General features: G+C 66.4%; 13 protein-coding genes, 1 tRNA gene and 1 other RNA gene. 7 read left to right on the top strand and 8 right to left on the bottom strand.

All coding sequences use genetic code 11. The features are described from left to right. The coding region (locus AC3A3W_RS05105) for a substrate-binding domain-containing protein (protein WP_487440858.1) at positions 1-688 on the top strand (688 nt) is incomplete at its 5' end. Positions 689-718: 30 nt separating this feature from the next. Here AC3A3W_RS05105 and map read toward each other — a convergent pair. Next, the gene (gene map, locus AC3A3W_RS05110) at positions 719-1486 is read right to left on the bottom strand and encodes a type I methionyl aminopeptidase (protein WP_487440860.1); all 768 of its coding nucleotides are present in this window, start codon (positions 1484-1486) and stop codon (positions 719-721) included. 120 nt (positions 1487-1606) lie between these two features. Between map and AC3A3W_RS05115 the strand changes: the two genes are divergently transcribed. Then, on the top strand, positions 1607-2293 hold the full coding sequence (locus AC3A3W_RS05115; protein ID WP_487440861.1) for a DNA alkylation repair protein: 687 nt from the start codon (positions 1607-1609) through the stop codon (positions 2291-2293). Here the strand turns inward: AC3A3W_RS05115 and mptB are convergent. Further along, positions 2286-3842: a polyprenol phosphomannose-dependent alpha 1,6 mannosyltransferase MptB gene (gene mptB / locus AC3A3W_RS05120; RefSeq protein WP_487440863.1), complete on the bottom strand. Its 1557-nt coding sequence runs from the start codon at positions 3840-3842 to the stop codon at positions 2286-2288. The genes AC3A3W_RS05115 and mptB overlap by 8 nt on opposite strands. A 197-nt stretch (positions 3843-4039) precedes the next feature. On the opposite strand from mptB, the gene orn reads away from it, so the two are divergent. From orn to def, 3 genes are all read left to right on the top strand, one after another. Continuing rightward, positions 4040-4714: an oligoribonuclease gene (gene orn / locus AC3A3W_RS05125; protein WP_487440904.1), complete on the top strand. Its 675-nt coding sequence runs from the start codon at positions 4040-4042 to the stop codon at positions 4712-4714. A 131-nt stretch (positions 4715-4845) separates the two neighbouring features. Next, positions 4846-4918, top strand: a tRNA-His gene (locus tag AC3A3W_RS05130). Positions 4919-5040: 122 nt separating this feature from the next. Next, positions 5041-5613 (top strand): peptide deformylase, encoded by a 573-nt coding sequence (gene def / locus AC3A3W_RS05135; protein WP_487440864.1) that lies wholly within the window; start codon positions 5041-5043, stop codon positions 5611-5613. A 10-nt stretch (positions 5614-5623) separates the two neighbouring features. Here the strand turns inward: def and AC3A3W_RS05140 are convergent, their stop codons facing one another. The 4 genes from AC3A3W_RS05140 to rnpB all read right to left on the bottom strand — a co-directional run bounded on the left by AC3A3W_RS05140 (position 5624) and on the right by rnpB (position 9036). Continuing rightward, entirely contained in the window at positions 5624-6430 is an 807-nt protein-coding gene (locus tag AC3A3W_RS05140) for an HNH endonuclease family protein (RefSeq protein WP_487440866.1), read from the bottom strand. A gap of 122 nt (positions 6431-6552) precedes the next feature. After that, positions 6553-6762, bottom strand: a complete 210-nt coding sequence (locus AC3A3W_RS05145) for a hypothetical protein (protein ID WP_487440867.1) — start codon at positions 6760-6762, stop codon at positions 6553-6555. 105 nt (positions 6763-6867) lie between these two features. Then, the gene (locus tag AC3A3W_RS05150) at positions 6868-8361 is read right to left on the bottom strand and encodes a glyceraldehyde-3-phosphate dehydrogenase (protein WP_487440869.1); all 1494 of its coding nucleotides are present in this window, start codon (positions 8359-8361) and stop codon (positions 6868-6870) included. 282 nt (positions 8362-8643) lie between these two features. After that, positions 8644-9036, bottom strand: an RNA gene (gene rnpB, locus AC3A3W_RS05155) — RNase P RNA component class A. Positions 9037-9121: 85 nt separating this feature from the next. Here rnpB and AC3A3W_RS05160 point away from each other — a divergent pair. Beyond that, positions 9122-9940 carry an alpha/beta hydrolase gene (locus tag AC3A3W_RS05160; RefSeq protein WP_487440870.1) on the top strand — a complete coding sequence of 273 codons (819 nt, stop codon included), beginning with the start codon at positions 9122-9124 and terminating at the stop codon, positions 9938-9940. Positions 9941-9989: 49 nt separating this feature from the next. Then, on the top strand, positions 9990-10754 hold the full coding sequence (locus AC3A3W_RS05165) for a YaaA family protein (RefSeq protein ID WP_487440872.1): 765 nt from the start codon (positions 9990-9992) through the stop codon (positions 10752-10754). Positions 10755-10780: 26 nt separating this feature from the next. Here AC3A3W_RS05165 and AC3A3W_RS05170 read toward each other — a convergent pair whose 3' ends face one another. Together AC3A3W_RS05170 and AC3A3W_RS05175 are read right to left on the bottom strand one after the other, a co-directional pair. After that, entirely contained in the window at positions 10781-11518 is a 738-nt protein-coding gene (locus tag AC3A3W_RS05170) for a zinc ribbon domain-containing protein (RefSeq protein WP_487440874.1), read from the bottom strand. Positions 11519-11580: 62 nt separating this feature from the next. Next, positions 11581-12498, bottom strand: a complete 918-nt coding sequence (locus AC3A3W_RS05175; RefSeq protein ID WP_487440906.1) for a Nif3-like dinuclear metal center hexameric protein — start codon at positions 12496-12498, stop codon at positions 11581-11583. Between the last annotated feature and the right edge of the window lie 79 nt (positions 12499-12577).

Genomic DNA, 12577 nt, shown 5'->3' on the forward strand with positions numbered 1-12577 from the left:
GCAGGACCGGGACGGCAATGCCGGCCTCGCCGCGGAGCTTGACCGGTATTGCCGCAACGGCGGGAGAGTGGGCGTCGTGGGGCATCCGGTCGTCGGCGCCGAGGCCCCGGAGGGATACCACGTCGTTGCTGTTCCCAATGAAGATCTGTCCGCGGAACTGGCACGCGAACTCGCCGGGCACCACTCCGGCAGCTTTGTGGTGATCGGCGGCCCGGAGGGTCTCCTCACGTCCGATGACCGCATCCGGGGCTTCCAGCGCGGCCTGGAAGGCGCGGGGCTGGCACCGGCCGAGGTCCTGCGCACCGGATTCGACCGCGCTGGCGGATACGAGGCAGGAACCGTGCTCGCCGGCCGCATTAAGGCGGCACAGGCCACACCGTCCGGCGCTTCCCGGCCCTGCATTTTTGCCGTCAATGACGTCATGGCAATAGGCGCCGCCGCGGCGCTGCGCTCCGAGGGCCTGCGGATCCCGCGGGATGCCGCCGTCGCCGGGTTCGATGACATCGAAACACTGCGCGACTTCCGCCCCGCCCTGTCCACGGTGCGGCTCCCCTTGGAGGAAATGGGCCGGCTGGCCGTTCCGGCCGGCGTCGGGGGTACGGGCGACGACGGCGGCACGACAGTTTCGGTAACGGGCCAGGTGATGCTTCGCCGCAGCACCCAGGCCGTCGCGGGGGCTCCTGCGTAGAGGCGCCGCCGTCGCCTCAGAATTTCGGCGTCACGGCAGAGTGAGGATCACAGGGCCCTCGGCGGTAATTGCCACAGTATGCTCGCTGTGGGCGGCCCGGCGGCCGTTCGCGGACCGCAGGGTCCACTCGTCGTCGTCATGGTAATAGTCGCCGTCGCCGCCAAGAATGAGCATCGGCTCGATGGCGATCACGAGCCCCTCCGTCAGCTTGAGTCCCCTGCCGGGACGCCCGCTGTTGGGGACAGGCGGTTCTGCGTGCATGGTCCGGCCGATGCCGTGCCCGCCGTGGTCGGCCAGCAGCCCGTAGCCCGCCCGCTGCGCGGCACCGCCGATGGCATAGGCGAGGTCACCCATCTTGTTGCCGATGCGTGCTGCCTCGATCCCCCGGGCCAGGGCTGCATCCGTTGCCGCGATGAGTTCCTGGTCAACGGGATCGGCGGTCCCCACGACGAAGCTGACTGCGGCATCGCCGCACCAGCCGTCCAGGAACGCGCCGCAGTCCACGCTGAGCAGGTCCCCGTCCTGCAGCCGGTAGCCGTTGGGGATTCCGTGGACGACGGCGTCGTTGACGCTCGTGCAGATGACCCCGGGGAACGGAACCGAGGCCCAGCGCGGCCGGTAGTTAAGAAAAGCCGGCGTGGCGCCGGCATCGGCAATGGAGGCGGCCGCCACGTCGTCGAGTTCCTTGAGGGACACGCCGACGGCGGCAGCCTCGCGGACGGCGGCCAGGGCATTGGCCACCACCCGCCCGGCTTCGCGCATGAGGGCTATCTCAGCGGGGCTCTTGATCATGTTCATCTGCCTACTCTAGGACCCGGCGCGTTCCGGGACCACGGGGCGGCATTGACCGTGCTGCTCCTGGCTTTGGACGCCCTTCCAAAGAAGGTCGCCGTTTACGGGAGCGGCTATGTTGGCTGCATGGTGAACGAGAATGTCCTGGCCGCTATCCGCTCCGCGCTGCGTTCCGGTGCCGATCCAGTCCGCGGTGCGGGCGCGCAGGCGTACATGAAGTCCGCCATGCCGTCCCTGGGCGTGCGGGTGCCGGAGGTGCGGAGCGCCGTGAAGGCTGCCTCTGCCGCCTATCCGTTTGCGTCCGCCGATGACCTGCGGGCAACTGTACTCACGCTGTGGCGCGGGGCGGCCTACCGCGAGGAACGCTATGCGGCGATCGACCTCACCGGTCTGCGGCTGGTGGCCGGTGACCTGGCGATGTTGCCCGTCTATGCGGAGATCATCCGCACCGGGGCGTCCTGGGACTTTGTGGACGGGGTGGCCCACCGGCTCTGCGGTTTGCTGCAGGCGCACCGGCAGGAGGTCACGCCCGTGTTGCTGGGCTGGGCGGCGGATGAGGACTTTTGGTTCCGGCGGGCTTCCATCACGGCCCAACTCGCGGCGAAGGAGCACACCGACACCGCATTGCTCGCCGGGGTCATTGAGCCCAACATGGCCGACCGGGAGTTTTTCATCAGGAAGGCGATTGGCTGGGCCCTCCGCGAATACGCCAAGACGGACCCCGGCTGGGTCGTCGGCTTTGTGGAACGCCACGGGGAGTCCCTGAGCCCACTCTCCCGCAGGGAGGCTCTGAAAAACCTGTCCGTCAGATAACGGGCCGGGTGGTGACCGGCTGGTCCGACTTGCTGAACAGGAGCTTCGTCCGGGGATCCATGAAGATCAGATACAGGGCGAACAGCAGGGCGATGATGGCGGCCGCGTTCCTCGCCAGCGCGAGTGCGAGCCCGAGGTCCTCGGACTGCAGATAGGGGAAGACCTCCAACTGGTCCGAGATGGCATAAACCATGAAGAAGGACACGATGAAGTAGAGGGCCTTGACCTGCCAGTCATCCCGGATGCCGGTGACGGCAAACAGCGGGATCAGCCAGACCACGTACCAGGACTGGATCATGGGGGCGAGTACGACGACGGCGGCAAAGGCGAGCGTGAGCCGGCGCATGATGCGGTCGTGGTCTCCCTTGAAAATCTGCCAGGCGACGATGCCGACGGCGAGCACCTTGCCAGCGTCGTAAACCCATTTGGCCAGGCCCCACCCGTCCAGGCTGAAGGCGTTGGCGATAGACGCAACCACGAGTCCGAGCAGCCCCACAGGGGCGTACCAGATCCAGACGCTGCCCGGAGCCGAAAGACCGTTGATCCACCCGAAACCGAAGCCGTTCACGAGGCTCATGGCGTACAGCAGGGCGAGGCTGATTCCCGCCGTCAGGCCCCAGAACGCAAACTTCCGCAGCCAGCCGGCGTCCTTGCCCGCCCAGAGCAGCCCGATGAAGGGAAGGAACACCACCGTGATGGGCTTGACGGAGATGGACAGCGTGACGAGCGCTATTCCCAGGATCACGCGGCGCGTGGCGCTGTAGTACAGGCCGGCAAGGGCGAGCCCGATCATGAGGGCGTCATTGTGGACGCTGGCGATGAAGTTAGTCAGGAACAGGGGGTTCGCGGCAGTGAGCCACAAGGCCCGGTGCGGATTGACCCCGTGCAGTTCGGCAAGCTTGGGAACGTAGATGATGCACAGCGCCACGCCCAGCAGCGCGGCGAGGCGGAAGAGCATGATGCTCGCTTCGGGGTGGACATTGGTGGACCAGACCACGAACTGCTCGATCCAAAGAAACAGCTGCCCGTACGGAACAGGGGCCTCAGTCCACATCTTGTCCGCGCCGAGCTGGAAGTAATTCGAGAGCGCCGAAATGCCGTTCTCGTAGGGGTTGAACCCCTCAACCATGAGCCTGCCCTGCCCGATGTAGGCATAGACGTCGCGGCTGAACAGGGGAACGGTGAACATCATGGGCAGCCCCCATGCGGCGACGGCCCCGAGCGTGGCTTTTCGTGCCGCCGGACCCCAGACGCGGACCCGCTGCCCAAGCCTGAGCCATGCCCGCACCAGCAGCATGCCGCCGATCGCGATCAGGACGATGGAAAGGGCAACACCGAAGGCCTCCGTGCGCATCCAGATGAACAGCGGCATCCGGCGCAGCTCCGACGCCGGGGCAAGCCAGCCCACGCCGAGCGAACCGATGACCAGGAAAAGCGAACCGACGAAACCGGAAAGGATGGGCGACCAGGCGTTGTCCACCTCCGCCAGGGCCAAGTCCGTGGAAGTGCCGGTAGCCTCTTCCTCCGTCTCGGGCACAGGCGACGTCATGTCAGGACTGTCCAATCTCTTGTGGGCGTGCTCCAGTATCTCCTGCCGGGTGTACCCGGCCAGAAAAGGATCGCGGCGGCTGGTCACAGCGGCGCCACGTACCCGAAATCTTAGCATCGGACGGCTCCGCGACCACGAAACGGTAGGCTGATCGGGTGCCTATATCTAACGAACGCATCGTCTGGATCGACTGCGAAATGACCGGTCTCGACACCGTCAACGACGCCCTGATCGAAGTCGCCGCGCTGGTGACCGATTCCGAACTCAACATCCTCGGGGACGGTGTGGACGTGGTCATCAAGCCCGACGAGTCTGCCCTCGCCCAGATGAATGACTTTGTCCGCGACATGCACACGCGGTCCGGGCTCCTGAAGGAACTCCCGGCAGGGAAAACACTGGCCGAGGCCGAAGAAGCCGTCATGGACTACATCCGCAAGTGGGTTCCCGAGCCGCGCAAGGCGCCGCTCGCCGGCAACTCGGTGGGAACCGACCGGGTCTTCCTCGCCCGCGACATGGCCTCCGTGGTGGAGCACCTTCACTACCGGGTCATCGACGTGAGCACCATCAAGGAACTGGCCCGGCGCTGGTACGCCCGGGCATATTTCCAGGCCCCCGCCAAGCTGGGCGGGCACCGCGCGCTCGGAGACATCAAGGATTCCATCGACGAACTCCGCTACTACCGGGAGGCGGTCTTCGTGCCCGCACCAGGCCCGGACAGCGCCACTGCCCTGCAGATCTCGAAGCGAATTTCCGCCGAGCCTTCAGCCGTCGATCAGTTGATCCAGGACCACTCGGGGCGGCAGGGGCTGGCCGGGGGGATCCTGCCCGCACAGGCCGAGGCGGGACCGGCGCAGCGGGAGCCCTCAGAGTAATCTGCGCCACGTTTGAGGGAAATTTTGCCGAAAACGCCAAAAGTGGCAAAAGCATCCCCGAACAGCAGGTAAACTATTTGACGTTGCCTTTCGAGCCAGCCGGTGAATCCGGAAGGCCGCAGAGGCACATGGTGGGCGTAGCTCAGTTGGCAGAGCGCCTGGTTGTGGTCCAGGAGGTCGCGGGTTCAACCCCCGTCGCTCACCCTCACGAAGGATGGCATGAGAATGCGGTCCAACCACAAAGGCTGCACCGGTTATCCGGTGCAGCCTTTGTCGTTTCGCCGTCGCCGGCACTTGCACCCGAAGCACCAAAGGAACCATCCGACATGACCGTTCTGCCGATCACCATCTGGGGTGAGCCTGTGCTGCACCGCCGGGCCGCCGAAGTCGAGGTTTTCGATGACGAGCTCCGCGAGCTGATTGCCGACATGTTCGAAACGAACGACCTCGCGAACGGCGCCGGCCTGGCCGCTCCCCAGATCGGTGTGGGCAAGCGGATCTTCGTCTACAAGTACGACAACGAGGACGGCGCCCCGCCCAGCGGCGTCCTGGTCAACCCCGTGCTCACCCTGTCCAAGGTGTCAGGTGCCCTGCCCGATCCGGACGAGGAAGTGGAGGGCTGCCTCTCCTTCCCGGGCTGCCAGTATCCCCTCAAGCGTGCGGAATGGGCGCGCGTCAAGGGTTTCGACGGCTTCGGGCAGCCGGTTGAGTTCGAAGCCACGGGCTGGTTTGCCCGGGTGATCCAGCACGAATACGACCACCTCGACGGAAAGCTCTACGTCAACCGCCTCATCGACCGCTATGCGCGCAAAGCCATGAAGCAGGCCAAGAAAAGCGGCTGGGGCGTTCCCGGACTGACGTGGATGCCCGGCGTGGATCCGGACCCGTTCGGGCACTGACGCCGGTCACTCAGCCAGCCGGGCGCGCCATGATGGTCTGCTGCCCGGGACACGAGCCCAAGACGCGGCCCATGGCGTCCCTTTCGGCCTGGGTCACCCACAGGCCGTAGGCGGCCTTCACCGAGATCTGCCGCGCGACGTAATGGCAGCGCACCGCTTTGTTTTTGGGAAGCCAGCTGGCCGCGTCCGAAGCGCTCTTCTCCTGGTTCGCCGGCCCGTCGGCCGCGATGAGGTTCAGCGGATCGTTGGCAAGGTTCTGGCGCTGCTTCGGGGTGAGCTGCGCGGCTCCCTTCTGCCAGGCATCCCCCAGTGCCACCACGTGGTCAATCTGGACTGCCTTGCTGGAGTCGGCGCCGCGCCTAAAGGTGAGCCGCGCACCAATGTAGGGATCATGGAACATCCCTGACGCCACTTTGCACTTGGAGCCCTTGGAGAAGACGACGTCGGCGAGGTCGCGGCGGAGGATATCGTTGCGCGTGTCGCAGCCGTTGCGGTCAGCGTCGAGCCAGGCCTGGCCGAAAGCGGACCGGTCGTAGTCGTTCTTGGGTGCCCGCCCCCTGACGGGCAAAGATTCGAGGGCCGCCAACGCGGCGCCGTCGGGCACCGGCCGGGGCGGCACCATGGGGTTCATCCAGGTGGCGTCGAAGACCGGAGCCTCGCTGGGGCCGGATACGGCAGGTTCAGAGGCCAGGAACTGCCCGGCCGTGAAGAACCACGCGATGCCCGCCGCGACGACGACCGTGAGAGTGGCAAGGACAGCCCAGGCCTGACGGGATCTCCGGCGGGCACGCCTGTAGGCGGTCCAGCTGACGCTCATCGCGTAGTGCTCTTCGGGGCGTAGCTTGTGCGCACACGACGAGCCTAGGGCAGGCCCGCGGCCTCCAGGCGGTTATCCACAGTGTTGAGGACCGGTGCCTTGGGGCGGAACGGTCCAGGCACCTACTGCTCCCGCATGACCCGTCGGAGGTCCACGTTCGCCAGGTCAAGCAGGCGTTCCAACTGCGCAACCCGCTCCTGGCCCACCTCGCCGGCGGCATGCGCGGCCTTGGCCTCGTCCACGAGGCGCTGCGCCTCTTTCTGGTTGGCCCGCGCCACGTCCAGGGCGTGTTCCAGTGTTGTCTCGTGCTGGAGAGTCGAGTCGTGTTCCATGAGAACAGTTTGGTCCCCTTTCCCGGCTGATTCCAGAGAATCAGCCGGGAACTTGGGGAACCGGTGTCCGCGGCTGCTAGCCGCGGGCTCAGGAGACTGCCGTGGCTAGAGCGATCCCGCTGCGGCCAGCACCGGGGCTGCGTCCTTGACGGAGTCCTTGGCCGGGAACGTCGGCGGATTCACGCCGGCCATTTCCTCCATGACCCGGACCACCTGGCAGCTGTAGCCGAACTCGTTGTCGTACCAGACGTAGAGAACCAGGTTCTTGTCGGTGGAGACAGTGGCCAGGCCGTCCACGATGCCGGTGCGGCGGGAGCCGACGAAGTCCGTGGAGACGACCTCCGGGGAGTCGATGTAGTCGATCTGCTTGCGCAGGACCGAGTGCAGCGACATTTCGCGCAGGTAGTCGTTGACCTCGTCCTTGGTGGTGCCGCTTTCCAGGGTCAGGTTCAGGATGGCGAGGGAGACGTCCGGGGTGGGGACGCGGATGGAGCTGCCGGTGAGCTTGCCCTGCAGCTCCGGCAGTGCCTTGGCCACGGCCTTGGCTGCCCCGGTCTCGGTGATGACCATGTTCAGCGCGGCGGAGCGGCCGCGGCGGTCGCCCTTGTGAAAGTTGTCGATCAGGTTCTGGTCGTTCGTGAAGGAGTGCACGGTCTCCACGTGGCCGTGGATCACGCCGTACTTGTCGTTGATCGCCTTCAGGACCGGCGTGATGGCGTTGGTGGTGCAGGATGCCGCGGTGACGATCTTGTCCGAATCCAGGATGGTGCCGTGGTTGATGCCGTGGACGATGTTCTTCAGCTCGCCCTTGCCCGGAGCTGTCAGCAGCACGCGCCCCACGCCCTTGCTCAGCAGGTGCTGGGACAGGCCCTCGGCATCGCGCCAGCGGCCCGTGTTGTCCACCACCAGGGCGTCCTTGATGCCGTAGGCGGTGTAGTCGATGGTGGCGGGGTTGTCCGAGTAGATGACCTGGACCTGGACACCGTTGGCCGTGATGGTGTTCGCTTCCTCGTCCACCTTGATGGTGCCTTCGAAGGATCCGTGCACCGAGTCGCGGCGCAGCAGGCTCGCACGCTTGGACAGATCGTTGGCGGAACCCCGCCGCACGACGATGGCGCGCAGGCGCAGGCCGTGCCCGCCGCCGGCTTTTTCGATGAGGAGGCGGGCGACCAGGCGGCCGATCCGGCCAAAACCGTACAGCACGACGTCGGTGCTGGTGCGGTCATCAGCGCCCCGCTTGCCAACGATCTCAGCCAGCTCGGCGCGGAGGAATTCCTCCAAGGTGGCACTGCCGCCGTCGGACTTGAACTTCTGGTTCAGGCGCGCGATGTCGATCGCAGCGGCACCCAGCTCCAGCTTTGCAAGGGTGTCCAGCAGGGGTGCCGTTTCCTCCAGGAGGAGCTCGTCCTTGCTCATCCGGCGGGCAAAGCGGTGTGCCTTGAGGATGTTCATGGTGGACTTGTTGATCAGGCTGCGGCCGTGGATCGAGGTCACCACGTTGTTTTCCCGGTACAGCCGGCCGATCACCGGGATCATGGCCTCGGCGAGTGCCTCGCGGCCCAACCACGTATCAAGACAAGAATCTGACGTCTGGCTCACAGAACTACCTTCCTTGGTTCAACCGGCTACGTCCTCGTAACCGGAAGTCGGCCACCCGAAAGTTATCCAGGGGCGCTGGCACCGGCAGGGTTTCGGTCCGCCCCGGATGCCATTGACGCTGCAAAGAAAAACCGCCGGCTGCGAACGCAGACCCGGCGGAAGAACTTCTACGTTCAAGGTCTATTCTAGGGCTGGACGCGTGCCCCCCGTGACCGGGGATCGCGTGAAATCACTCACACCGGGCTTCGCGCCCGGGCTGCGGCCGGAGTCCGGCAAAATATGTGGATGGGTTGACCGATACGCCGGGTTCTGTGTTCCCGCGCCGTTGCCGGGGCGGGAGTAGCGGCCATCCATCTACGAGCGCCGTTGCCGGCGCCCTCCAGCGGCCTACCCGGACACTCGGGCGAGCAGCCCTCGAACGTGCCCTGTCTGGCCTTGCTCCGGGTGGGGTTTACCTAGCCTTCCCGGTCACCCGGGAAGCTGGTGGTCTCTTACACCACCGTTTCACCCTTACCAGCATCGTGCCGCTTTCAAAATCGGCGCGAGGCGGGCGGTCTGTTTTCTGTGGCACTGGCCTGCGGGTTACCCCGAGTGGGCGTTACCCACCACCCTGCTCTGCGGAGCCCGGACGTTCCTCGAGCCACTTGCGTGACGCGCGGCCGCCTGGTCAACCCATCCGCAGTCCATTCTACGGTCAGTGCGGCTATGCCTTGCCACAAGTGGCCCTGCCACAGGCACGCATCGAGCCTATGATCGGAGCATGGACGCGTCCGCAGTGACCCGGCGCCGCCTGCTTCAGCTCGCAGGACTCGGCCTGGGCGCGTACGGGGTCACTCAGTGCGCGCCCAGCTATCCCTCGGTGGCCATGGGCGGCGGTTCCTTCGTGTCACGGTTCCGGCCGGCGGCGACAACCCACTGGTCGATCGCCACGCCGGTGATCCCGGGGCGGAACGGGACAGACTTTCCGCTGGCGCTTTTCCTCCACGGCCTCGGCGGCAACAACCAAGGGATCTTCGATGTGCTCCAGGCGCACGAAGTCCTGAAGCGCCACCTCTTCATCGGCGCGACGCCCTTCGCGATTGCGTCGGTGGACGGCGGCGACACCTGGTGGCACCGGCGGGCCGACGGCAGCGACACACAGTCAATGCTCGTGGATGAGTTTGTGCCCTTCCTCGGCTCGCAGGGCTACGATCTTGGCCGGATCGGCCTTTTCGGCCTGTCCATGGGAGGTTTCGGTGCCGTGCTCCTGGCTTCGCAGGGCCGCCTGCCCGGCATCCGTGCCGTGGCGGCCATGAGTCCGGCAGTCTGGGAGCGCTACGGCGAACACATCGAAGGGGCCTTCGACGGCCCGGCGGATTTTGCGGCCCACGACGTGTTTTCGTTCCGGCCCAGACTGGCAGCGGTGCCCAAGCGGATTGACTGCGGAACCGAGGACGATTTGTTCGCCACCGTCAAGCACTACGCCAGCGCCCTCCCCGGCGTGGTCGAGGGCGGCTTCCGGCCGGGTGGACACGATGCGCAGTACTGGCGGGCCATCCTGCCGGACGTGCTGTCCTTCCTCGGCAAGTACCTTGGCTGACGGTCAGCCGCCGGGAAACGGCGCCGGCGGGCACCGGTAAGATCGTACGGTGCTAATCCTGCTTCCCCCGTCCGAAGGCAAGACCCCGGCCGTCCGCGGCGACGCCATGGACTGGACATCCCTGAGCTTCCCTGAACTGAACCCCTGCCGGGCCAAGGTGCTCGACGCACTGGGAACGGTCAGCGCGCACGAGGACGCGCTGGCGCTGCTCGGCGTCGGAGCGTCGCTTGCGTCCGACGTCGAACGCAACACCCGGCTGCACGCGGAACCGGCGGCGCCGGCGCACCAGGTGTATTCGGGTGTCCTGTACGACGCACTGGGCTACAGGTCGATGACGGCCGCGCAGCGGCGCCGCGCAGATGAAGCGGTGCTGGTCATTTCGGCACTGTGGGGAGCCATCCGGTTCGCGGACTCCGTGCCCGCCTATCGGCTGTCGATGTCAACGGCCCTGCCCGACGTCGGCCGCCTTGCCTCGTTCTGGAAGCCGCAGCTCACGGACGCCCTCGCCTCCGCCGCGGCCGGCGAGCTGCTCATTGACTGCCGGTCCAGCACCTACGCCGCGGCGTGGACTCCCCCTCCGGCGGACACCGTCGCCGTGAACGTTTTTACGGAGGTGAACGGCGTCCGCAAGGTGGTCAGCCACTTCGCCAAGCACACCCGCGGGGAGCTGGCGCGGCACCTGCTGACCCGCCGCGGAAAGGCCCCGGAGACGCCGGCGCAGCTGCACAAGGCCGCCGGCGAGAAGTGGAATGCCGAACTCGTTCCGGGGACGGCGCGGAAGGCCCACGCCCTGAACATCATCCTGTCCGGCTAGTAAGCGCTGCCGTCCGCCCGAGGGGCTCAGACCCATTCGGCGGAGCGCACCAGGATGCAGCCGGAGTCCGGGCAGAAGACGATGTCGTCCTCGGCTGCGGCCTTGATCTCGGCAAGGTCGCCGGGGCTCAGCTGCATGCCGGAGCCTTCGGACGTGCCGTGGAAGAGCCGTGCAGCACCCACGCCGCGGCGGGCCAGGGTCTTCTCGTAGACGGCCAGCATTCCGGCGTCCAGCCCCGCGGCGAACACTGCCCTGCGGCCGCGCACCACCGTTTCCTCCGCAGCGATCTCTGCCAGCTGTCCGTCCAGTTCCGCCCGGATCGCGCCGAAGGAACCCTGGACGTCATCGACGATTTTCTGCTGGGCTGCCTGCCGCTCGCGCAGCGCGTCGAGCCGCTCCATGACTTCGAGTTCAACGTCTTCGAGGTCTGACCGGCGCTTGTTGAGGGAGGCGATGTCCTTCTGCAGGGCCACCAGGTCCTTGGACAGGCCGGTGCCGCTGTTCAGCCGCGCCTCGTCGCGTTCAATCCGGCCAGCCACCTGTTCCACGTCGGCTTCGGCGCGCTTTAATTCCGCCTGTGCGTCATGGACCGCCATCTTTGCTGCGCCCAGCTCGCCGTTGGCAATGCTGAGCGCCGCCTGGAGGTCTTCGATGCGGGGATCTGTTTCCAGGCTGCGGCGGCGGTTGGCGAGGGACTTGAGTTTGGCGTCCAGCCCCTGGAGTTCGAGCAACTTCAACTGTTCCGCCGGTGCTGCCTTGGCCACGATTACCTCCGCTTGTTCCCATCCGGCCTGCGCCGGGCACCCCTGCAGGGGCTTTATAGACTCTAGTCCCCGCCGGGAGTCAGAATGAAGTCCCACGGATCGCTGTTGGTGGAGCTGACACGGATGTCGACGTCCAGGCCCTGGTCCGCGAGGACGTTGCCGAGGGCATCGGCAGCAGCCGGAAGCCACAGCCATTCGCTGGCGAAATGGGACACGTCGATAAGATACGGACGGTCGTTCACAGCGGCCTCGCGGGCCTCGGAGGCGGCGTGGTGCCGCAGGTCGGCAGTGACATACAGATCGGCGCCGCTGGCCCGCACCTCGTCAAACAGGGAATCTCCGGCGCCGCCGCAGACCGCGATCCGGCGGACCAGGCCGTCCTTGTCGCCGGAAACCCTGACGCCGCCGGCGACGGAGGGAAGAATGCCATACACCCTCGCCGCGAAGTCGCCCAAGGTCATGGCCTCGGCAAGGTCGCCCACCCTGCCGATGCCTTCCTCGGGAAGGCCGTTCGCTGCGCGAGTCAGCGGAGCAACATCCTGCAGCCCAAGGGCGTCGGCCAGGACGTCCGAGACTCCCCCGACGGCGGAGTCTCCGTTCGTGTGGACGGTCAGGAGCGCCGTTCCCGACTCAATGAGGCGGTGGACCGCCTTGCCTTTGGGGGTGTTGGCCGCGACCGACGTCACGCCCTTGAGCAGCAGCGGGTGGTGGGTGATCAGCAGCTCGGCACCCCATTCGATCGCCTCGTCAATGACCTCCAGCGTGGGATCCACAGCGAACATGACCCGCGTGATTTCAGCCGACGGATGCCCGGCAACAAGGCCCACCTCGTCCCACTCCTCGGCGAGCGACTCAGGCCAGAGCTCTTCGACGGCCAGCATGAGCTGTCCGAGCGTGGGCGCTTCCGGCGACGCCACGGCGTCCGCCACATCCGGAGATTCTGCCGGCTCTGCTGCAACGCCACTGTTCACAGGTTCCATACTCATATTTTTACTCTATAGGCGCCGCTGGCCCGTCCGGGCTCGGACCCGTAGTGTGGCAGGGAATCATCGGCGCACC

The organism is Arthrobacter sp. Soil_N43, from assembly GCF_057655195.1.

Excerpts from the sequence above, each read along its gene's own strand:
- map (WP_487440860.1), bottom strand. The coding sequence starts at position 1,486 with ATGAACATGATCAAGAGCCCCGCTGAGATAGCCCTCATGCGCGAAGCC.
- AC3A3W_RS05115 (WP_487440861.1), top strand. The coding sequence starts at position 1,607 with ATGGTGAACGAGAATGTCCTGGCCGCTATCCGCTCCGCGCTGCGTTCC.
- mptB (WP_487440863.1), bottom strand. The coding sequence starts at position 3,842 with ATGACGTCGCCTGTGCCCGAGACGGAGGAAGAGGCTACCGGCACTTCC.
- orn (WP_487440904.1), top strand. The coding sequence starts at position 4,040 with ATGACCGGTCTCGACACCGTCAACGACGCCCTGATCGAAGTCGCCGCG.
- def (WP_487440864.1), top strand. The coding sequence starts at position 5,041 with ATGACCGTTCTGCCGATCACCATCTGGGGTGAGCCTGTGCTGCACCGC.
- AC3A3W_RS05140 (WP_487440866.1), bottom strand. The coding sequence starts at position 6,430 with ATGAGCGTCAGCTGGACCGCCTACAGGCGTGCCCGCCGGAGATCCCGT.
- AC3A3W_RS05145 (WP_487440867.1), bottom strand. The coding sequence starts at position 6,762 with ATGGAACACGACTCGACTCTCCAGCACGAGACAACACTGGAACACGCC.
- AC3A3W_RS05160 (WP_487440870.1), top strand. The coding sequence starts at position 9,122 with ATGGACGCGTCCGCAGTGACCCGGCGCCGCCTGCTTCAGCTCGCAGGA.
- AC3A3W_RS05175 (WP_487440906.1), bottom strand. The coding sequence starts at position 12,498 with ATGGAACCTGTGAACAGTGGCGTTGCAGCAGAGCCGGCAGAATCTCCG.